This is a genomic window from Cryobacterium sp., assembly GCF_025463825.1.
In the GTDB taxonomy this organism is placed as follows: domain Bacteria; phylum Actinomycetota; class Actinomycetes; order Actinomycetales; family Microbacteriaceae; genus Cryobacterium.
In genome coordinates this window covers 1-20958 of record NZ_JAODBG010000119.1, presented here as the reverse complement: position 1 = coordinate 20958, position 20958 = coordinate 1, and the positions used below count along the sequence as shown (strand labels likewise).

Below are 20958 nucleotides of genomic sequence, written 5' to 3'. Positions count from 1 at the left end.
GGCCGCGTCAGCCGGCAGCCTCTGTGAGCGCGGTGAGCATCGACATCCCGAGCCGGTCGACAGAGCGTGCCGTCGCGGAGATCACCACGACCCCGGTCCCCGCGGCGCGGTCGATCCCGATCCACGACCGGAACCCGCCCGTGCCGCCGTTGTGCCAGACGATGTGGCGCCCGTGCCGGTCAAGCGTGATCCAGGCCGCCCCGATGCGCACCGCCGGGCCCGCCAGGGGCGCGACGGGGTCGAGCGCGGCGATGCCCGGCGCCGACCCGTCCAGGAGCGCGAGAGTGAACCGGCCCATGTCCTGGATTGAAGCGCGGATGCCGCCGGCGGGCGCGAGGGCTTCACCCGTCCACGCCTGTTGCGGTCGTCCGAGTCGGCTGGTTCCGAGGAGGGAGCCGGAACGCAGCTCGTCGGCGGAGGAGGGCGCGTAGACGCTGGGCAGATCGAGCGGTCCGGTGAGCCGGGCCGCCACCAGCTCGCGGTAGGTGGTGCCCGCCGCGGCGGCGATCGCGTGCCCGAGCAACTCGAAGCCGAGATTGGAATAGGCGGGGCGGGGCCGGCCGAGTTTCACCTGCGTCACCTGCTCGAGCAGCTCCGGCAAGTCCTCCCCGTACGGGTTCGCCCCGTGAAGCCACATCTGACCCATCGTGCGCGGCGACACGATTCCCGGCGGAAGCCGGGGGAGCCCCGAGGAGTGGGTGCTCACCTCCCGCAGGGCCAACGCCGCGGCCGCGCTCGATCCCAGCGGCAGATAGTCGCCCAGGGTCGACCGAGCATCGATCTCTCCGCGCTCGAGAGCGTCGACGTAGAGCAGGCCCGTGAAGCCCTTCGAGATCGACCCGATCTCGAAGTCCGCGTCGGGGTCGGCGCCGAGCGTCGCCGTGGTCACCTCACCCGACGTCACGGTGGCCGCGGCGATCACGCGGTGGCGCCGGCCGACGCGCATTCGCAGGCCGGCGGCGAGCGTGGCGTCGGTTCCGGCGGTCACGGCTGCGCGCCGGGGATCGAGGGGGCGCCGGGCCTGTTCTGCATCGGTGCGTCTCGGGCAGGGGCGGTCGGCTGCGGCGCTGTCATGGCACAACCGTAGTTGCGGGGCCCGCAGTGCGGAAGTGCCGATTCCAGGGGCTCATGAGGAACAGCGCGGGACGGTGCTGTCCGGAGGATCGTTCGCGGGTCAGGAGACCTGGATGCTGATCGGTTCGGTGTCGGGGATCGGGCTCACGTCGCGCCCGCGCAGGTCGGGGTGCCAGCGGCGGCCGAGCGCGGGGATGATCGTGCCGAGGGCCGCGAAACCGGCGGCGACATAGATCGCGGACGCGGCGCCGGAGTGGTCGATGGCGAAGCCGGCCAGCGCGGAGCCGAGCGCGGCGCCGATGAGCTGCCCGGTGCCGATCCAGCCGTACGCTTCCGCGGTGTCGCTGAATTTGACGCTCGCCGAGACGATGCCGAACAGGACGGCGAAGGACGGCGCGATGCCGATCCCGGCCAGCAGCAGCGCCCCGGAGAGCCACCAGAAGTTCAGCCAGATCGCGGCGACAGCCAGGCCGATCGTGACGATCAGCATCCGGCCGGCCAGCGCCCAGGGGCCGATCGGGGCATGGCCAAGGGCGAGCCCGCCGATGAGGGAGCCGACCGCGAAGATGCCCAGCACCCAACCGGCGTTCGCACTGCCGTGGCCGAACACCGCGACCACGCCGGCCTCGACGGCGGCGCAGGCGGCCACGAGCATGAAGCCCACGACGGTGCTCAGCAGCACCTCGGGCTTCTTCAGCACCACCCCGAGTTTGCGACGGCTGCGGGGGATGCGCACCCGGCCGACCTCGGGCAGGACCACGAACCAGATGCCGCCGGCGACGAGGAAGAACGCGGCGAGCAGGATGCCGGCGATGCTGCTGACCTGGATGGCCACGAAGGTGGCGATGACCGGTCCGAGCACCCAGATGATCTCCTGCGCGGAGGCGTCCAGGGAGAACAGCGGCGCGAGCTGGCGGGAGTTGACGACCTTGGGGTAGATGGTGCGCACGGCCGGCTGGATGGGCGGCATCGACAGGCCGGCGACGAAGCCCACGATCATCAGGCCCACGATGGGCAGCGGCACCAGGGCCATGGCGACGATCGAGGCCGTGCAGACGGCCATGGTGGCGATGATGACCGGGCGCATGCCCAAGCGGCCCATCAGCCGGGAGGTGAGCGGGCCGGCGATGGCCTGGCCGATGCTCATGGCGGCCAGCACGAGGCCGGCGGCCGCGTAGGAGTCGAACAGTGCCTCGATGTGGATCAGGAACGCGAGTGAGAGCATCCCGAACGGGAATCGGGCGGTGAGCTGGGCTCCGATGAGTCGGGCGACGCCCGGGGTTTTCAGAAGGGTCCAGTAACTGCTCACAACCGTTCAGTCTACGGCCGGAGTGGCGCCCGGCGCACTGCGGGTCGGGTCCGCTGCCCGCTAACGTGAACGGATGCGCACTCTGATTTCGGCGGCCGGACTGGCCGAGCTCCTCGTTGCCGGCCCCGCGCCGCGGATCCTCGACGTACGGTGGAAGCTCGGTGGCCCGCCCGGCCGGGCGGAGTTCCGGCGCGGGCACCTGCCCGGTGCCGTGTACGTCGATCTGGACACCGAGCTGGCCGGGCACGGGGAACCGGCCGACGGCCGGCATCCGCTGCCTGCCCTGGCCGACCTGCAGGCCGCCGCCCGCGGCTGGGGCCTCGACGACGGCGACACGGTCGTGGTCTACGACGACCTGGGCAACATGTCGGCCGCCCGGGCGTGGTGGTTGCTGCGGAACGCCGGCGTGCGCGACGTGCGCCTGCTGGACGGTGGCCTGGCCGCCTGGCGCGCCGAGGGGCTGCCGGTGGTGGCGGGGGAGGAGCCGGTTCCGGCCGGTTCGGTGACCCTCGCGCCCGGCTCCCTGCCCACCCTCGACGCGGATGCGGCGGCCGCGCTCGCCGAGGACGGCGTGCTGCTCGATGCCCGCGCCGCCGAACGCTACCGGGGCGACACCGAACCGATCGACCCGCGCGCCGGCCACATCCCCGGCGCCATCAACGCCCCGACCGGCGGTAACCTCGACGCGAACGGCCGGTTCCTGTCCGCCGCCGCGTTGCGGGCCCGGTTCGAAGCGCTCGGCGTGCGTGCCCGGTCCGCACCGGGAGACGGGTTCGACGTGGGCGTCTACTGCGGTTCCGGCGTCACGGCCGCGCACGAAGCGGTGGCCCTCACCGTGGCCGGCTTCACCCCGGCGCTGTACCCGGGCTCCTGGTCGCAGTGGGCCAACCTGCCCGACCGTCCGGTCGCCACCGGCGCTGAGCCGGGTGCCGGCACCGGAGCGTCGCGGCCTAGTCACGCCCGTCGGCACTAGGTGTACCGCGTGCCGCCGGGCCTAACGCGTGCCGCGAGCGCTGCCGCGAGTGCTAGTCGATCTGGGCCGCGCTGCCGCTCACCACGATGCCGCCCGTGACGGGCACGTCCACCAGCAGCAGGCTCGGCCGGCCGACGTGGCGCCCCTGGCGGATGACGACGCGTGCCGGCGGCGCCACCCGGCCGAGCTCGCGCAGGTAACCGCCGACCGAGGCGGCAGCCGACCCGGTCGCCGGATCCTCGCTCATCGTGCCCACCGGAAACAGGTTGCGCGCCTCGAATTCGGCCGGGCCCCGCACCGACAGGGTGGTGACGGTGCCGGCCCAGCCCTGCTCATCCATCAGCGCGCGCATCGCGGTGGGCTCGAAGGTGAAGGTGTCGAACTGGCCCTGGTCGGCGAAGACCAGCACCGGATGCCAGTTGCCGGCGAAGGACAACCGCGGCGGGAAATCGGGGTGCAGGGCCGCGGGGGGAACGCCGAGCAGTCCGAGGAGGGCGGCCAGCACCCCGGGTACGATCGGACGCACCTGTGGCTCGACGCTGGTGAACGACGCTGTGATGCCGGCATCCGTGTTGCGGGTCTCGATGGTGATCGGCCCGACGCTGGTGTCGAACGTGAGCGCCCCGACGCCGCCCCGGCCGGCCAGCGCCACCGCCGTGGCGACAGTGGCATGTCCGCAGAAGGGCACCTCGGCGACGGGGGAGAAGAACCGCAGCCGGCTGTGCCGCCGGTCGCCGTCGACGACGGGCACCGTGACGAAGGCCGTCTCGGCATAGCCGACCTGCGCCGCGAGTGCCTGCATGGCGGTGTCGTCGAGGCCGCTCGCGTCCAGCACGACGCCGGCGGGGTTGCCACCGTCCTGGCCGCGGCCCGTGGCGGGGTCGGTGAACGCGGCGAACCGCAGGACGGGAATGGTTCCAGGCGCGGTAGCGGTCATGCCACCTATGCTGCCAGCCCCCGACCGCCGGCGCCCGATGCCAATCCACCGTCCCTGGCCTCGTCCGCCGGATCATGACCGGCCCGGATCCGCTCGTGCGGACCCGCACCCCACTAGCGAAACCGGGCCGGTCAGGGGGAGGGCGGGTCCGAGAACGGGCAGGGGTCATGTTGCGGAACGGCGCGGGCTGGCATACTTAGGTAATGCTTACCTCAGCGGGAACCGGGACGACGGACGCGCCCGGCCGCGGCTCCGCGGTCGCGGAGGATGTCCTGCGGGTGCCGCGCCGCCGCCAACTCACCGGTCTGCTGCTCGCGGTGATCCTGCTGGTCCTTGCCGTCACCGCGTCCCTCGTGATCGGCAGCCGCGCCATCCCGTTCGGCACCGTGCTCGCGGCACTGCTGACCCCGGACCCCAGCAGCACCGACCACACCGTGGTGCTCGATCTGCGGGTGCCCCGCACCGTGATCGGCCTGCTCGCCGGCCTCGCGCTCGGCCTGGCCGGCGCCCTCATGCAGGGCATCACCCGCAACCCGTTGGCCGACCCGGGCCTGCTCGGCGTCAACGCCGGCGCCTCCCTCTTCGTCGTCGCCGGCATCGCCTGGTTCGGCGTCACCTCCGCGCTCGGCTACGTCTGGTTCGCCTTCGCCGGCGCGTTCGCCGCCGCCGTGATCGTCTACGTGGTCGGCTCGCTCGGCCGCGAGGGCGCCACCCCGGTGAAGCTGGCGCTGGCCGGCACCGCCCTCACCGCCTTGCTGACCTCGCTGATCACGATCGTGCTGCTCAGCGACGCCGAGGCGTTCGACAAGTACCGGTTCTGGTCGGCCGGATCGCTCGTCGCCCGCGACCTGGACTCCACCCTGCCACTGGCCCCGTTCATCGCCGCCGGCGCGGTGCTCTGCCTGCTGGCCGGGCGGATGCTCAACGCGCTCGCCCTCGGCGACGACCTGGCCCGCGGCCTCGGCCAGAATCTCGTGGCCGCCCGCATCGTCTGCGCCGTCGCCGTGGTGTTGCTCTGCGGATCGGCGACCGCGATGGCCGGCCCGATCGTGTTCGTCGGACTGGCCGTGCCGCACATCGCCCGCCGCTTCACCGGCCCGGACTACCGCTGGATCCTGCTCTACTCCGCCGTGCTCGGCCCGGTGCTGCTGCTGGCCGCGGACGTGCTCGGCCGGGTGCTGGGCGGCTCCGGGGAGATCGAGGCCGGCCTGGTCGTCGCGTTCCTCGGCGCCCCGATGCTCATCGCGCTCGTGCGCCGCGTGAAGCTGGCCGGACTGTGAGCGGGGGCCTGCGCGCATCCGTCCCCCCGGCGCCGACAGCGGATGCCGCCGCGCCGCTGGTGCTGGCCCGCACTCTCACGCACCGCCGGGAACGCCGCATCGTGCTGGTGCTGGCCCTGCTGGCGCTGGTCGTCGCCGCAGTGAGCCTGATGGTGGGCGCCTACAGCCTGAGCGTTCCCGACCTGCTGCGCACCCTGGCCGGCCAGGGCTCGGGCAGCGAGAACTTCATCGTCTTCAAGCTGCGTCTGCCGCGGCTCACCCTGGCGATTATCGTCGGTGTGGCGTTCGCCGTCTCCGGCGCGCTGTTCCAGACCGTGCTGCGCAACCCCCTGGCCAGCCCCGACATCATCGGCGTCACCGGCGGCGCCAGCGCCGCCGCGGTGTTCGGCCTGCTGGTGCTGGGCCTGGGCAGCGTCGCCACCTCGGCGATGGCCTTCGCCGGTGCCATGATCGTGACCGCGGCCATCTACCTGCTCGCCTGGCGCGGCGGAGTCGTGGGTTACCGGTTCGTGCTCATCGGCGTCGGCGTCGCGTTCATGGTGCAGGGCCTGCTGGGCTACCTGCTCTCCCGCGCCGACCTCCGGAACGCCCAGGACGCCCTCACCTGGCTGGTGGGCAGCGTCAGTGGCGCCCGCTGGCCGGAAATCGCGGTGCTGGCCGGGTGCCTGGCGGTGCTGCTGCCGGGCGTCGGGGTGCTCGCCGGGCGGATGCGGATGCTCCAGCTCGGCGACGACACCGCCAACAGCCTCGGCGTGCGCGCCGAACGCTCCCGGCTGGCGCTTCTCGTGGCGGCCGTGGCGCTCGCTGCCCTCGCCACCGCGTTCGTGGGTCCGCTCGCGTTCATCGCGTTCGTCTCGGCGCCGATCGCCCGCCGGCTGGTGGGCACCGGCAGCCTGGCCCTCCTGCCCGCGACGCTGATCGGCGTTCTGATCACCACCGTCGCCGACTTCACCGCCCAGCATCTGCTGCCCGGCTCGCTCGAACTGCCGGCCGGCATCATCACGGGTGCGATCGGCGCCCCCTACCTGCTCTGGTTGCTCGCGACCCAGAACCGAATCGGAAAGGGAGCCTGATGCCCCAGCCCACCGACCAGGCCGCCGACACCGCCGCCACGAACGCCGCCGCCGCAGGCCCGACGGCAGCCGCGCCTGGCGAGCCCGCCGCATCCGGCCGCCACGAACTGACCGCGACGGGCCTCAGCCTCGGCTACGACGGCAACCGCATCGTCGACGCCCTCGACCTCGCGATCGAACCCGGCGCGGTCACCGTGATCGTCGGCGCCAACGCCTCGGGGAAGTCCACCCTGCTGCGCGGCCTCGCCCGGCTGCTGCCACCGCAGGCCGGCGCGGTGACCCTCGACGGCCGCGACATCACGGCCCTGCCGAGCCGCCAGGTGGCCACGATTGTGGGCCTGCTGCCCCAGCAACCCATCGCGCCCGAAGGCATCGGCGTGGCCGACCTCGTCGGCCGCGGCCGGTACCCGCACCAGGGCTGGTTCCGGCACTGGTCGAGCACCGACGACGCCATCGTCGCCGCGGCCATGGCCGCAACCGACACCCTCAAACTGGCCCCGCGGCGCATGGAGGAACTCTCCGGCGGCCAGCGCCAACGGGTCTGGATCGCCATGGCCCTCGCCCAGAAGCCCGACCTCCTGCTGCTCGACGAGCCCACCACCTTCCTCGACGTGACGCACCAGGTCGAGGTGCTCGATCTGTTGCACGAGCTCAACCACCAGCAGGGCACCACGGTGGTGATGGTGCTGCACGACCTCAACCTGGCCGCCCGGTATGCCGACCGGCTCGTGGTCATGCGACAGGGCCGCATTCTCGCCGAGGGCACCCCCGCGGAGGTGCTCACCGAGGCCGTCGTGCTCGAGGCGTTCGGCCTGCGTGCCCGCATCATCGCCGACCCGGTCTGCGGAGCGCCCCTGGTCGTGCCCATCGGACGGTTCCACAGACCGGCCTGAGCCACTATATTAGGGAAGGCTACCCTTATCAGCTTGACCCTTTCCCTCTTCAGAACCGGAGTTACCTGTGCCCAGACGTTTGACCACCGTGCTCGCCGCGACCGCGGCCATCGCCGCCCTCACGCTCAGCGGGTGCTCCGCCGCCGACAGCGACGCCGGCTCCGATGCAGCGTCGAGCGGCTCGTTCCCCGTCACCATCGAGCACGCCTTCGGTGAAACCACCATCGACGCCGAACCCACCCGGGTGGTCACCTGGGGCTGGGGCAGCGCCGACGACGCCATCGCCCTCGGCGTGATTCCCGTCGCCATCCCGTTCCAGGCCTACGGCGGCGACGAGAACGGCGTGCTGCCGTGGATTTCCGAGGCCCTCGACGAGCAGGGCGAGGACCTGCCGACGGTGCTCTCCGACTCCACCGAACCGCCCTACGAGGAAATCGCCGAGGCCGCGCCCGAGGTGATCCTCGCCGCGTACTCCGGCCTCACCGAGGAGCAGTACGAACTGCTCAGCGATATCGCCCCCGTCGTGGCGTACCCCGATGAGCCCTGGTCCACCGACTGGCGTGAGCTGATCGAGATCACCGGCACCGCGCTGGGCAAGACCGAGGAAGCCACCACCCTGCTGGCCGACATCGACACGACGATCGCGGAAAAGGCCGCGGCGCACCCGGAGTTCGAGGGCAAGACCGTCGCCCTCACCTCCGACACCGGTGGAGTGTTCTACGTCTACACGGATGCCGACCCGCGGGTGACCTTCGCCACCGAGCTCGGTTTCGAGAGCGCACCGAGCGTTGCCGAGCTGGCCAACGGAGAGTCCGAATTCTTCTACACGCTCAGCTATGAGCAGCTCGACCAGCTCAGCAGCGACGTCATCGTGAACTTCGGCGCCACCGAGGACGAGACCAACGCCTTCCTCGCCGCCGGCTACGCCCAGGTCATGCCGCAGGTGCAGGCCGGCGCCGTGGCGTCCCCGTTCGGGCCCGCTTTCGTCTCGTCGGTTTCCCCGCCCACCGGACTCTCGCTCACCTGGGGCATCGACGACTACGTCGACCTGCTCTCGGCTGCTGCGCTGGCCGCGGACGCCGCCGAGTAGGCGCATCCGTCGCACGCGAGCACAGTGCAGGGAGGCGCCCGGCCGGTTTCGGTCGGGCGCTTCGTCGTGTCCCTGGGGCCTGGAAAGCCGACGACACGGGGCGCGGTAGCCTTGACGGGCGAGTTGTCGGCTGTTCCCGAACCGATATCGAGAGCCCATTCCTCCAGCGCAGGGGTGTATTAGGCTCGCTGCAGTCGTACCGCCACTGCAATTCTGTCGAACCCAAACCTCGACGCCCTACGAAGAAGGTTGTGCCATGCGCGCTAGATACGTATTCCCCGCCCTCGCCGCCGCTGCGGCTCTGATGCTCACCGGCTGTGTCGACAACTCGACACCCGCCACGGGTGGCTCCGAAAGCACGGCACCGGCCATCGAGGCCGACGACGCGGCAGCGGCACTCGTGCCCGCCGAGGTCGCCGACACCGGCACTCTGGTCATCGGCACCGACCCCACCTACGCGCCCAACGAGTTCAAGAACGAGGCCGGCGACCCGATCGGCTGGGGCATCGAGATCGCCAACGGCATCGCCGCCAAGCTCGGCCTCGAGCCGGAGTTCCAGGTCGCCAAGTTCGACAACATCATCCCGAGCGTCTCCGGTGGCAAGGCGAACATCGGCGAATCGTCGTTCACCGACACCGTCGAGCGCGAGCAGCAGGTCGACTTCGTCAACTACTACACCGCCGGCATCCAGTGGGCCTCCCAGAAGGGCAAGGACGTCGACCCCGACAACGCCTGTGGCCTCAAGGTCGCCGTGCAGGCCACCACGTACGAGGACACCGACGAGGTTCCCGCCAAGAGCGACGCCTGCGTCGCTGCCGGCAAGCCGCCGATCGAGAAGCTCAAGTTCGACACGCAGGACGCCGCCACCAACGCCGTCATCCTCGGCCAGGCGGATGCGCTCAGCGCCGACTCCCCGGTCACCCTGTACGCCATCGCGCAGACCGGTGACAAGCTGCAGCCCGCCGGCGAGACCTTCGACGTGGCCCCGTACGGCATCGTCGTGGCCAAGGGCTCCGAACTGACCACGGCCGTGCAGGCCGCCCTGCAGTCCATGGTCGACGACGGCAGCTACCAGGCGATCCTCGACGAATGGGGCGTCGCTGACGGCGGCATCGACGAAATCACGATCAACGCAGCCGCGAACGGCTAGCCCGTGAGCACCACGAACGTGAACGGCCCGGCGGCGGTCACCCCGCCGCTGGGCCAACCGGATGCATCCGCGCCGATCAAGGCCATCCGGCTGCGGCACCCGTGGCGGATGGTGTTCGCGGTCCTGCTCGTGGCGATCTTCGCCCTCTTCGTCATCGACGCGGCCTTCCGGCCCGCGTACGACTGGCCGGCGGTGGGCAAGTACCTGTTCGACCGGCGCATCTCCATGGCCGCCCTGGTCACCATCGAGCTGACCGTGTTCTCGATGGTGATCGCGATCGTCCTCGGTGTGATCCTGGCCGTGATGCGGCTTTCACCCAATCCCGTGGTCAAGAGCGTGGCCTGGTTCTACCTGTGGATCTTCCGCGGCACCCCGGTGTACGTTCAGCTGACCATCTGGGGCCTGATCTCGCTGATCTACACCACCATCGACATCGGCCTGCCGTTCATGACCCCGTGGATCTCATTCAGCACCAACGCGGCGCTGAACACCTTCACCCTGGCCGTGATCGGCCTGGCCCTGAACGAGGCCGCGTACATGGCCGAGATCGTGCGCGCCGGCCTGCTCTCCGTGGACAAGGGCCAGGAGGAGGCGTCGATCGCGCTGGGGATGAGCTGGTCGCAGACGATGACCCGGGTCATCCTGCCGCAGTCGATGCGCGTGATCATCCCGCCGACCGGCAACGAGGTGATCTCGATGTTGAAAACCACCTCGCTGGTCACCGCCGTGCCGTTCAGCCTCGAACTGTTCACGCGATCACGAGACATCTCGGCGGAGACCTTCAACCCGATCCCGCTGCTGATCGTGGCGTCGATCTGGTACCTGTTCTTCACCTCGATCCTCATGGTCGGGCAGTACTTCCTCGAGAAGCGCTTCTCCCGCGGCGTGGGCGACCGGCAGTCGAACAAGTCGGATGCGGGCAACGCCACCGCTCTCACCGGCGCCCTACCCGTCATCGGAGCGGGGCAGCCGACCGTGGTGCTGCCGCCGAAACAGGACACCCCCGGCACGCCCGGCACCGAAGGAGCACGATGAGCGGCAGCACAGGACCGGGCAGCACAGTCGTCGAACCGCCGATGGTGCTTGCAGAGCAGGTGACGAAGAGCTTCGGCTCGAACGAGGTGCTCAAGGGCATCAGCCTCGAGGTGAGGCGCGGCGAGGTGATGTGCCTGGTCGGGCCGAGCGGCTCGGGCAAGTCCACATTCCTGCGTTGCATCAACCACCTCGAGGTGCTCTCCGCGGGGCGGCTGAGCGTGGACGGTGAGCTGATCGGCTACCGCGAGTCCAACGGCAAGCTCTACGAGATGGCGCCGAAGGAAGCCGCGAAGCAGCGCCGCGACATCGGTATGGTTTTCCAGCGCTTCAACCTGTTTCCGCACATGACGGCGCTGCAGAACGTGATGGAGGCGCCGTTGCGGGTGAAGGGGCTGCCCAAGGCCAAGGTGGAGGCCACCGCCCGTGACCTGCTCGCCCGGGTGGGACTGGCCGACCGGGCCGACTACTACCCGGCGCACCTCTCCGGCGGGCAGCAGCAGCGGGTGGCGATCGCCCGGGCGCTGGCGATGGAGCCCAAGCTGATGCTCTTCGACGAGCCCACCAGCGCGCTCGACCCCGAACTCGTCGGCGAGGTGCTCGACGTGATGAAGGGCCTGGCCAAGGAGGGCATGACCATGATCGTGGTCACCCACGAGATGGGCTTCGCCCGCGAGGTCGCCGACTCCCTGGTCTTCATGGACGCCGGGGTGGTGGTCGAGTCCGGGCTGCCCAGCGAGGTCTTGGCCAACCCGCGGCACGCCCGCACCCAGGCGTTCCTTTCCAAGGTGCTCTGACAAGCGCGACAGGCGCCCCAGCCCTCTGGCAAGGATAAAGGTCGCTGACAAGGACGTTAGGTGCGATTCGGTCCGTATTCCGTCGCTATTTCCTTATTTGCCGGTGCCGTTGCCGATTAGAACGCCCAGGGGCCGAAGCGGGTGACGGCCACGACAAGCGACAGGATGCCGAGCACCGCGCTGGGCAGGGCGCCCTTGGCGTCGTTGGCGCGGAGGTGCCAGACGACGGCGCCGATCATGATCACGGTGAGGGCGGCGGCCGCGATGGGTACCAGGACCGGGGCGATCCCGGTGAGCGCGGGCAGGACCAGGCCGATGCCGCCGAGCAGTTCGGCGAGGCCGACGAGCTTCACGCCGGCATCCGAGTAGTCGTTGGTCCAGGCCATGCCGTTCGCGGCGAGCTTCGCGCGGGGCTGGGCGACCTTCATCAGGCCGGCGCCGATGAAGGCGAGGGCGAGCAGGCCGGTGATGATCCAGATGGCGATGTTCATGGGGGACTCCGGAGCTGATGTCGGCCCGACGCCGAACGCGATGATATTTGCAGCGGAAGTAGTTGCCGCTTCAAATAAACTAGCGTGAACTACTTTCCTCGTCAAATAAATCTCGGTAGGGTGGAAACATGGACGAACCGGAGTGGCTGAGCGCCGACGAGCTGGCCGCGTGGAAGGCCCTCGCGGGAGTCCTCTTCCTCTTGCCGGCGGCACTCGATTCGCAGTTGCAGCGGGACTCGGACCTGACCATGGCGGGCTACATGGTGCTCGTGATGCTCTCGGAGCGGGAGGATCACTGCATGCGGATGACGGAGTTGGCCGCATCCTCCAACACGTCACAATCCCGGCTGTCCCGCATCGTGGCCCGGCTGGAGGCAGCCGGATATGCCACGCGGCGGATGGCGCCGGATGACCGCCGGGCGGTGCTGGCGACCCTCACCGACGCGGGCATGGCCAAGCTCGTCGCCGCGGCGCCCGGCCACGTCGCGCAGGTGCGCCGCCTGGTCTTCGACCGGCTCACCCCCGCCCAGGTAGAGTCCCTGAACGAGGTGGCCCGCGCCCTCACGCACGCCGACGACCCCGCGAACTGTGAGCTGAGCACCTAAAACGCGCGTTTTGGGGCTCAGGTCACGGCTCGCGGGACAGTGGGGTCAGGAGGCGAGCACCTTCTGGATGCGCTGCAGGGAGACACTTTCCGCCGCTCGCAGCTCCTGGGCGAAAAGGCTGATGCGCAGCTCCTCGATCATCCATCGCGCGCGCACGAGGTGGGGCGCGGCATCCGCCGGCAGCGGGATGCGCCCGCCAGCGTCGGTGAATTTCGCCGTGGCCGACTGCACTTCGTTCATCCAGACCCGGTCCCGGTTGGGGTTGTCGAGAAGCTTCTCGATGCGCGCGCTGATGCCGCCCAGGTAGCGCGGCACGTGCCGCAGCTGGGCCAGCCCGGTGGCGCTGACGAAACCGGGGAAGACCAGCCCGTTCAGCTGCTCACGGGCATCCGTCAACGCGGCGAGCAGGGCCATGCTCGTGGAACCCTTGAGCGCCTTGTCCGCGGCGCGGGAGGCCGTGAGGATGCGCGCGACGAGGCCGACGGTCTCGAACATGGAGTCCATCACCACCCCGGAGACCCGGTCCCGGATGCTGTCGAACTCGGCCTTCATGAACACCAGACCGTCCGGGCGCACCCGGTAGAGCACGTCGTCCACGGCCGCCGCGAGGCAATCGTCGAACAGGGCCTGGGTCGACCGGTACGGGCTCGTGGCCAGCGAGAGCTTCTCGCCGCCCGTGAGGTGCTGCTGCACGTACGCCACCGGTGATGCGGTCGCCAACAGCAGCAACCGGCGTACTCCGCCCGGCAGGGTGCGGGCCTGCTCCTCGGCGGTGCTCATCATGCGGATGCTCACCGACGTGCCGTCGTCGATCAGGGTGGGGTAGCCGCGGATGGTGTTGTCACCCTGCTTGGTGTCGATGAAGCGGGGCAGCTCGACGAAGTCCCAGGTGGTGAGGCCGCCGCGCTCGATGGCGTTCTTCGGAGTGGCGGCGGAGGCCTTGGCGACGCTCTCGCGCACCTTGGTGCCCAGCCGGCGCTGCAGCTCGGCCAGGTCCTTGCCGGAGGCCACGGCCCGGCCGCGCTCGTCGACGACCCGGAAGGTCATCCGCAGGTGCGCGGGCACCCGGGAGAGGTCGAAGTCGCGCACGGTGACGGGCACGTAGGTGAGGCGCTGGATGAGGGCGGCGAGGGTCTCGGCGAAGGACGGGTCGGATGTGTCGCCGTGGCTGTGGGTGCGGTTCGAGGCGACTCGCGGGGTCTCGACAAGCTCGACCAGCGAGGGGGCGCTATTTGAGGCATGTCGCGAGGTTTCGACGGGCTCAACCAGCGAACCCCCTTCAACACCGGGGGCGGGCGGCAGCTCGGCGAGCAGGCGCACCGCCCAGTCGGCGGCGGGCACGACGTTTCGCCGGATGGCCTTGGGTAGGGACTTGATCAGGGACGTGACCAGGTCGGCGCGAAGGCCCGGCACCTGCCAGTCGAAGCCGGTGGGGGAGACCCGGGCGAGCAGGGCGAGGGGCACCTGCACCGTGACGCCGTCGTCCTCCTCGCCGAGCTCGAACCGGTAGCCCAGCGCGAACCGCTGGTCGCGCTGCTGCCAGACCGGCGGGAACAGCGACTCGTCGATCTCCGGCGCGTCCTCGGGCACGAGAGCATCCGCGGTCATGGTGAGCAGGTCGGGTGTCTGGGCGCGGGCGACCCGCCACCAGGTCTCGAAGGTGCGGGTGCTGTGCACCTCGGCCGGGATGCGGCGGTGGTAGAACTCGAAGACGGCCTCGTCGTCGAAGAGGATGTCGCGGCGCCGGGTGCGTTCCTCGAGCTCGGCGAGTTCCTTGCGGAGCGCCGTGTTGGCGCGGTCGAACGCGGTCACCCGCTGGTCGACCCGGTCGAGGTCCCACTCGCCGTCGACGAGGGCGTGCCGGATGAACAGCTCGCGCGCGTAGGCCGGGTCCACCCGGGAGAACTGCACCCGGCGGCGCGGCACGATCGGCACCCCGTAGAGGGTGACCCGTTCGTAGGCGACCACGGCGCCCTGCTTCTTCTCCCAGTGCGGCTCGGAGTAGCTGCGCTTGCACAGGTCGCCGGCCAGCTGCTCGGCCCAGGCCGGGTCGACGACGGCGTTCATCCGGGCGAACAGGCGGCTGGTCTCGACCAGTTCGGCGCTCATCACGGCATTGGGCTGCTTCTTGGCCAGCGCGGAACCGGGGAAGAGCACAAACCGCTGCTGCCGGGCGCCGACGTAGTCCTTCTTGGCCACATCCTTCAGGCCGATGTGGGAGAGCAGGCCCGAGAGCATCGACCGGTGGATGCCGTCGGGGTTCACGGCCGGGTCGCCGATGTGCAGGCCAAGCGGCTTGGCCAGCTGGCGGAGCTGCTTGTAGACGTCCTGCCACTCGCGCACCCGCAGGTAGTTGAGGTACTCGTTCTTGCACAGTCGCCGGAACGCGCTGGAGCCGAGCTCCTTCTGCTGGGTCTCGAGGTAGTTCCAGAGGTTGAGCAGCGAGAGGAAATCGCTGGTGGGGTCGGCGAACCGGGCGTGCTTCTCGTCGGCGGACCCACGGCGCTCGAGCGGGCGCTCGCGCACGTCCTGGATGGTGAGGCCGGCGACGATGGCCATCACCTCGCGGCTGGTGCCCTGCGCCTTGGACTCGATCACCATGCGGCCGAACCTCGGGTCGATGGGCAGCTGGGCCAGCTGTTGGCCCACCCGGGTGAGGCTGTGGGTGCCGGCCGTGACGGCCATCCGCCCGCCGCCACGCCCGCGCCCGCCGTTACGGCCGCCATTGCGACCGGAGCGACCGCCGGCCTGGCTCGGGTCTTCGCTGGGGGTACCGGTGGGCGCCACGACGGCCTTGACCGCGCCGAGCTCGGTGAGCAGGTCGAGGCCGTCCTTGATGTTGCGGGAGTCCGGCGGGGTGAGGAACGGGAACTGCGCGATGTCGCCCAGGCCCAGCGAGATCATCTGCAGGATCACCGCGGCCAGGTTGGTGCGCAGGATCTCCGGCTCGGTGTACTCCGGCCGGCGGGTGAAGTCCTCTTCGCTGTACAGGCGGATGGCGATGCCGTCGCTGGTGCGGCCGCTCCGGCCGGAGCGCTGGTTGGCGGAGGCCTGCGCGATGGCCTCGATCGGCAGTCGCTGCACCTTGGAGCGCACGCTGTAACGACTGATCCGGGCGGTGCCGGCGTCGATGACGTAGCGGATGCCAGGCACGGTGAGGCTGGTCTCGGCCACGTTGGTGGCCAGCACGATGCGACGCCGCACCCCGGCGACGGTGGAGGGCTGGAACACCTTGTGCTGGTCGGCGGAGGAGAGCCGGCCGTAGAGCGGCAGCACCTCGGTGGGGCTGGTGCGGCCACCGCCGGCGAACTTGCCCTGCAGCGCGTCGGCGGCGTCGCGGATCTCGGTCTCACCGGAGAGGAACACCAGCACGTCCCCGTTGGACTCCTGCTCGAGCTCGTCGAGCGCGGCGGAGATGCCCTCGATGTAGTCGCGGTCCACGCTGGGCGCGGCATCCGTGATCTCGTCCTCGTCGTCGATCGCGGCCTCGGCCACGAGCGGCCGGTAACGGATCTCGACCGGATAGGTGCGGCCGGACACCTCGATGATGGGCGCCGGGGTGCCGTCGGCGGCCGCGAAATGCTTGGCGAAGCTGGCCGGGTCGATGGTGGCGGAGGTGATGATCAGCTTGAGCTCGGGGCGCTGGGGCAGCAGCTGCTGCAGGTAGCCGAGCAGGAAGTCGATGTTGAGGCTGCGCTCGTGCGCCTCGTCGATGATGATGGTGTCGTACTTGCGCAGCATCCGGTCGCGGTGGATCTCGTTGAGCAGGATGCCGTCGGTCATCAGCTTGATGCGGGTATTCGCGCCGACGCGGTCGGTGAAGCGCACCTGGTAGCCGACGAGTTCGCCGACCTCCTGGCCGAGTTCCTCGGCGATGCGCTCGGCGATGGTGCGCGCGGCGAGCCGGCGCGGCTGGGTGTGACCGATCGACTCCCGGCCGAGCTCCAGGCAGATCTTGGGCAGCTGGGTGGTCTTGCCCGATCCGGTGGACCCGGCGACGATAACGACCTGGTTGTCGCGGATGGCGCGCGCGATGTCGTCGCGGCGCTGGCTGATCGGCAACTCGGGCGGGAAGGTGATCTGGACGGGAATCATTAGCCCTCCATCGTATTGCCTCCAGGCACGCCCCCGACGACGGGCCCGGGTCGCAACTGTTGCCTCAGCGGACATTTGCACCCGGTGCGCCGGCAACAGTTGTCCGCATCGGCAACAGGTGCGCCGATTACGCTGTGGGCACACCTGACGTGCGCCGCTCGGGCCCAGTCCCTAGGCTCAATGGATGACGAATTCCGTACCCACCATCGCACTGAACGACGGCCACACCATCCCGCAGCTCGGCTTCGGGGTCTTCAAGGTCGAACCGACCGAGACCACGCGCATCGTCTCCGACGCGCTCGAGGTGGGCTACCGCCACATCGACACCGCCGCGATCTACGGCAACGAGGAAGGCGTCGGGAAGGCGCTGGCCACCTCCGGCATCGACCGGTCGGAGCTGTTCATCACCACGAAGTTGTGGAACGACGACCAGGGCACCCAGTCGGCGCTGGACGCCTTCGATGCGAGCCTGGAGAAGCTCGGCCTTGACTACGTCGACCTCTACCTGATCCACTGGCCGACGCCCGCGAAGGACCGGTACGTGGAGAGCTGGAAGACCCTCGCGCAGATCCGCGAGAGCGGCCGCGCCCGCTCGATCGGCGTCTCTAACTTCCTGGTGCCGCACCTCGAGCGGATCATCAGCGAGACCGATGTCGTGCCGGCGGTCAACCAGATCGAGCTCCACCCGGCCGGCCAGCAGGCCGAGGTCGCCGCGTTCTCACGCCAGCATGGCATGCAGATCGAGGCCTGGGGGCCGCTCGGCCAGGGCAAGTACCCGCTGCTCGAGGAGCCCGTGGTGACCGCGGCGGCCGAGGCACACGGCAAGACCCCGGCGCAGGTGGTCATCCGCTGGCACCTGCAGTCCGGCAACATCGTCTTCCCCAAGTCCAACCGCCGTGAGCGGATGGCCGAGAACTTCGATGTCTTCGATTTCGAGCTGAGCAACACCGAGCTGGCCACCATCACGGCGCTCGAGCGGGGCGGCCGGGTCGGCTCGCACCCCAACGAGGTCAACTAGCCGCCGTCTTACGCCGTGTGTCGGCGCGAGTGGCGGCATCCGGCAGGCGGCCCTAGCGTCGAAGCATGTCGTACACCCTGAATGTCGTCGCCGTCTCCGGCAGCCTGCACGCGCCGTCGAAAACGACCGCCCTGGTGCGGGAGATCCTCGCCGCGCTCGAACGGGAACTCTCGATCGACGTGCACCTGATCGAACTCAGCCAGGTGGGCCGCGAGTTCTCCGGCGCGCTGCGCCGCGACGAGCTCTCCGCGGCGGCCGAAGCCGACCTGCAGCGCATCGAGGGCGCCGACCTCCTCATCGTGGCGTCCCCGGTGTACCGGGCCTCGTTCACCGGCCTGTTCAAGCACGTCTTCGACTTCGTCGAGCAATACTCCCTGGTCGACAAGCCGGTGCTGCTGGCCGCGACCGGCGGCAGCGACCGGCACGCACTGATCCTCGAGCACCAGTTCCGGCCGCTGTTCAGCTTCTTCCAGGCCCTGACCCTTCCTCTGGGCGTGTACGCCAAGGACTCCGATTTCACCAACTACCGGGTGACCAACGCTGAGCTCAGCGAACGGATCGACCAGGCCATCCGCCGCGGACTGCCGCTGGTGCGCGCGAGCCTGCCGGCCAACCTGTCCGCGGACTCCGCCGCCATCGTCTGGTAGCCGCGCGGAATAGTCCCGCGCCCCCACGCCTTACATTGGGACGTACCGGATGCGACCCATCCGCAGAAAGAAGCACCCGATGTCCCTGATCGACTGGCTGTTCGACGCCCAACTGCAGGTCGGCAGCCAAACGATCCTCTGGCGGGAGATCATCGGCAACGTCTTCGGCATCGCCAGCGCCGTCGGCGGAATGCGCCGCAAGCTCTGGGCCTGGCCCGTCGGCATCATCGGCAACGCCCTGCTCTTCACGGTGTTCCTCGGTGCCGTCTTCGGCACCCCCAACCCGGTGAACCTGCTCGGCCAGGCCGGCCGGCAGGTCATGTTCATCGTCGTGTCGCTCTACGGCTGGGTGCAGTGGTCGCGCAGCCGCGGGGCCGGGCACGTCGCCGTCGCCCCGCACTGGGCCGGCAGCCGGGCGCGCATCGGCCTGGGCGTGGGCCTGATCGCCGGAACCCTCATCCTCACCCCGATCTTCCGCGCCCTGGGTTCGTTCGAACCGGTCTGGGCCGACGCCTGGATCTTCACCGGGTCGCTGTTGGCCACCTACGGCATGGCCCGCGGCTGGACGGAGTTCTGGCTGATCTGGGTGGCGGTGGACATCGTCGGGGTGCCGCTGCTGATCAGCGCCGGCTACTACGCCTCTGCGGTGCTGTATCTCTTCTACGGTGCGTTCACGCTCACCGGGTTCGTGATCTGGACCCGCGTGCAGCGCCGCCGGCAGCTGCTGCTCGAGCACGCCCCGGCCTGAGTCAGGGCCGGATGAGCCGACGGTACCGGCCCAACGCCACCAGGCCGAGCACCGGCGCCGCGAGCAGGATCATCGACACGAGCGGTCCGAACGACGCGAACGCAATGGTGAGCGCGGCGGTCGCGCCGCCCAGCGCCACGACCACGGCGAGAAACCCCTGCCGGCCGGTGCGGGCGTACGCCCCGGCGGCGAGCCCGAGCGGCAGCAGCCGCAGCCAGAGGTCCAGCCCGGAGTACGGCAGCGGGCCGCCGATGAAGGCGATCACGGCCGCAACGACGTACAGCCCCAGCCACACCCAGAACAACCACGGCCCCGCCGGGACCACCGGCTGGTAGGGCTCGTCGGCCGCCCACACCGGGCCCCCCCAGGACTCCTCCGCGAACCTGCGGCCCGTCCGCGCGGATGAGCCGGGCGCGGTCGGGCCGCCCACCGGCCCGCGCTCCGGCCCGGGGGCGCCGATGCCGGGGGAGTGGCGGCGCTCGTCGTCGGCCGCCCGCAGCACCGAACGCGCCAGGGTGAACCGGTCGAACCGGGCGGCCGCCGCGGCCAGCTCCGCGGGCGACGCCGAGGCCAGCCGGTCCGGATGCGACCGCTGGGCCTGATAGCGGAAGGCACGTTCGACCTGCTCGAGTTCGGCGTCGACGGGCACCTCGAGCAGCGCCGCCGCTTCGGCCGGGGTCATCGTGCGTTCGGTCACGGGCGGTTCTCGCTCATGCTGTCACGTCGTCGTGGGTCACGGTGCCTCCGGCTGCGGATGGTGCGCGGGCGGCGCATCCTGGCGAGCGCGCCGCGGTTGACTATCAAGTCTCACAGCCACTCCCGGGCACGGCAAGACTCTCCATCGCCCGTCCCGGCAACCTGCGGCTGAGCGTTCGCGCAACGACGGGGCGAGATGGAAGGTGTCGCGGCACAATGGATGCATGACGAATCGCCTCGCCGATGCCATCAGCCCCTACCTGCGTTCCCACGCCGAGAACCCGGTCGACTGGCACCCGTGGGGCGAGGCCGCGTTCGCCGAGGCGCGCGAGCGCGATGTGCCCGTTCTCGTGTCGATCGGGTACGCCACCTGCCACTGGTGCCACGTGATGGCACGCGAGAGCTTCAGCGACTCGGGCGTAGCCGCGTACCTGAACGAGCACTTCGTGAGCATCAAGGTGGACCGGGAGGAGCATCCGGACGTCGACGCCAGCTACCTCACCGCCGCCGGCGCGTTCACCCAGAACCTCGGCTGGCCGCTGAACGTCTTCGTCACCCCGGCCGGCCGGCCGTTCTACGCCGGCACCTACTCCCCGCCGGTGCCGATGCCGGGTCATCCGGCGTTCCGTGAGGTGCTCGACGCGGTGACGGATGCCTGGACCAGCCGCCGCAACGAGGTGGAGCAGAGTGCGGCCGGACTGGCCGAGGCGCTGGCGCAACCGGCCCCGGACCCGGCGGAGCGCCGGCTGCCCGACCAGGCCCAGCTTGCCGCGATCGTCGCCACCCTCGCGGCCGCCGAAGACCCGGTCTACGGCGGCTTCGGCGGAGCCCCGAAATTCCCCGCCTCACCCGCGCTGGCCCTGCTGCTGGACCGGGACGACTCCCGCGACCTGGCCCTCCGCACCCTCAAGCGGATGGGTGCATCACCGTTGCGCGACCCGGTCGAGGGCGGGTTCTTCCGGTATGCGGTGAACCGGGACTGGAGCGACCCGCACTACGAGCGGATGCTCTACGACAACGCGCAGCTGCTCGAGCTGTACACGAAGGCCT

General features: G+C 70.3%; 19 protein-coding genes. 13 read left to right on the top strand and 6 right to left on the bottom strand.

Annotated features, from left to right (window positions below; all coding sequences use genetic code 11):
• Positions 1-7 precede the first annotated feature (7 nt).
• A complete protein-coding gene (locus tag JWP54_RS14460; RefSeq protein WP_297373262.1) occupies positions 8-988 on the bottom strand; it encodes a serine hydrolase in 981 nt (326 codons plus the stop codon).
• A gap of 186 nt (positions 989-1174) precedes the next feature.
• Entirely contained in the window at positions 1175-2383 is a 1209-nt protein-coding gene (locus JWP54_RS14455) for an MFS transporter (protein WP_297373261.1), read from the bottom strand.
• Between the two features lie 73 nt (positions 2384-2456).
• Here JWP54_RS14455 and JWP54_RS14450 point away from each other — a divergent pair, with 73 nt between their 5' ends.
• Positions 2457-3356: a sulfurtransferase gene (locus tag JWP54_RS14450; protein ID WP_297373260.1), complete on the top strand. Its 900-nt coding sequence runs from the start codon at positions 2457-2459 to the stop codon at positions 3354-3356.
• Positions 3357-3408: 52 nt separating this feature from the next.
• Here JWP54_RS14450 and JWP54_RS14445 read toward each other — a convergent pair whose 3' ends face one another.
• Positions 3409-4293, bottom strand: a complete 885-nt coding sequence (locus JWP54_RS14445) for a PhzF family phenazine biosynthesis protein (protein WP_297373259.1) — start codon at positions 4291-4293, stop codon at positions 3409-3411.
• Positions 4294-4496: 203 nt separating this feature from the next.
• Between JWP54_RS14445 and JWP54_RS14440 the strand changes: the two genes are divergently transcribed.
• The 7 genes from JWP54_RS14440 to JWP54_RS14410 all read left to right on the top strand — a co-directional run bounded on the left by JWP54_RS14440 (position 4497) and on the right by JWP54_RS14410 (position 11608).
• Complete coding sequence (locus JWP54_RS14440; protein WP_297373258.1) at positions 4497-5573, top strand: iron chelate uptake ABC transporter family permease subunit; 1077 nt, start codon at positions 4497-4499, stop codon at positions 5571-5573.
• A complete protein-coding gene (locus JWP54_RS14435) occupies positions 5570-6646 on the top strand; it encodes an iron chelate uptake ABC transporter family permease subunit (protein WP_297373257.1) in 1077 nt (358 codons plus the stop codon). Before JWP54_RS14440 ends, JWP54_RS14435 begins: the two co-directional genes overlap by 4 nt.
• On the top strand, positions 6646-7539 hold the full coding sequence (locus tag JWP54_RS14430) for an ABC transporter ATP-binding protein (protein WP_297373256.1): 894 nt from the start codon (positions 6646-6648) through the stop codon (positions 7537-7539). Before JWP54_RS14435 ends, JWP54_RS14430 begins: the two co-directional genes overlap by 1 nt.
• 67 nt (positions 7540-7606) lie before the next feature.
• Positions 7607-8629, top strand: coding sequence for an iron-siderophore ABC transporter substrate-binding protein (locus JWP54_RS14425; RefSeq protein WP_297373255.1), 1023 nt, complete (start codon positions 7607-7609; stop codon positions 8627-8629).
• Positions 8630-8885: 256 nt separating this feature from the next.
• Complete coding sequence (locus JWP54_RS14420) at positions 8886-9779, top strand: ABC transporter substrate-binding protein (protein ID WP_297373254.1); 894 nt, start codon at positions 8886-8888, stop codon at positions 9777-9779.
• Positions 9780-9797: 18 nt separating this feature from the next.
• A complete protein-coding gene (locus JWP54_RS14415; RefSeq protein WP_297373499.1) occupies positions 9798-10814 on the top strand; it encodes an amino acid ABC transporter permease in 1017 nt (338 codons plus the stop codon).
• A 41-nt stretch (positions 10815-10855) separates the two neighbouring features.
• Positions 10856-11608, top strand: a complete 753-nt coding sequence (locus tag JWP54_RS14410; RefSeq protein WP_367274233.1) for an amino acid ABC transporter ATP-binding protein — start codon at positions 10856-10858, stop codon at positions 11606-11608.
• Between the two features lie 116 nt (positions 11609-11724).
• On the opposite strand, the gene JWP54_RS14405 is transcribed toward JWP54_RS14410, so the two are convergent.
• Complete coding sequence (locus JWP54_RS14405) at positions 11725-12099, bottom strand: DoxX family protein (protein WP_297373252.1); 375 nt, start codon at positions 12097-12099, stop codon at positions 11725-11727.
• Between the two features lie 128 nt (positions 12100-12227).
• Here JWP54_RS14405 and JWP54_RS14400 point away from each other — a divergent pair, with 128 nt between their 5' ends.
• Entirely contained in the window at positions 12228-12704 is a 477-nt protein-coding gene (locus tag JWP54_RS14400; protein WP_297373251.1) for a MarR family transcriptional regulator, read from the top strand.
• Positions 12705-12749: 45 nt separating this feature from the next.
• Here the strand turns inward: JWP54_RS14400 and JWP54_RS14395 are convergent, their stop codons facing one another.
• Complete coding sequence (locus JWP54_RS14395) at positions 12750-16799, bottom strand: DUF3418 domain-containing protein (RefSeq protein ID WP_297373250.1); 4050 nt, start codon at positions 16797-16799, stop codon at positions 12750-12752.
• A 184-nt stretch (positions 16800-16983) separates the two neighbouring features.
• Here JWP54_RS14395 and JWP54_RS14390 point away from each other — a divergent pair, with 184 nt between their 5' ends.
• The 3 genes from JWP54_RS14390 (at position 16984) to pnuC (ending at position 19212) form a co-directional block, all read left to right on the top strand.
• A complete protein-coding gene (locus JWP54_RS14390) occupies positions 16984-17817 on the top strand; it encodes an aldo/keto reductase (RefSeq protein WP_297373249.1) in 834 nt (277 codons plus the stop codon).
• A 65-nt stretch (positions 17818-17882) separates the two neighbouring features.
• Complete coding sequence (gene msuE, locus JWP54_RS14385) at positions 17883-18464, top strand: FMN reductase (protein ID WP_297373248.1); 582 nt, start codon at positions 17883-17885, stop codon at positions 18462-18464.
• A gap of 79 nt (positions 18465-18543) precedes the next feature.
• Complete coding sequence (gene pnuC, locus JWP54_RS14380; RefSeq protein WP_297373247.1) at positions 18544-19212, top strand: nicotinamide riboside transporter PnuC; 669 nt, start codon at positions 18544-18546, stop codon at positions 19210-19212.
• Between the two features lies 1 nt (position 19213).
• On the opposite strand, the gene JWP54_RS14375 is transcribed toward pnuC, so the two are convergent.
• Positions 19214-19909 (bottom strand): hypothetical protein, encoded by a 696-nt coding sequence (locus JWP54_RS14375; protein WP_297373246.1) that lies wholly within the window; start codon positions 19907-19909, stop codon positions 19214-19216.
• Between the two features lie 223 nt (positions 19910-20132).
• Here JWP54_RS14375 and JWP54_RS14370 point away from each other — a divergent pair.
• A partial coding sequence (locus JWP54_RS14370; protein WP_297373245.1) for a thioredoxin domain-containing protein occupies positions 20133-20958 on the top strand: 826 nt, incomplete at its 3' end.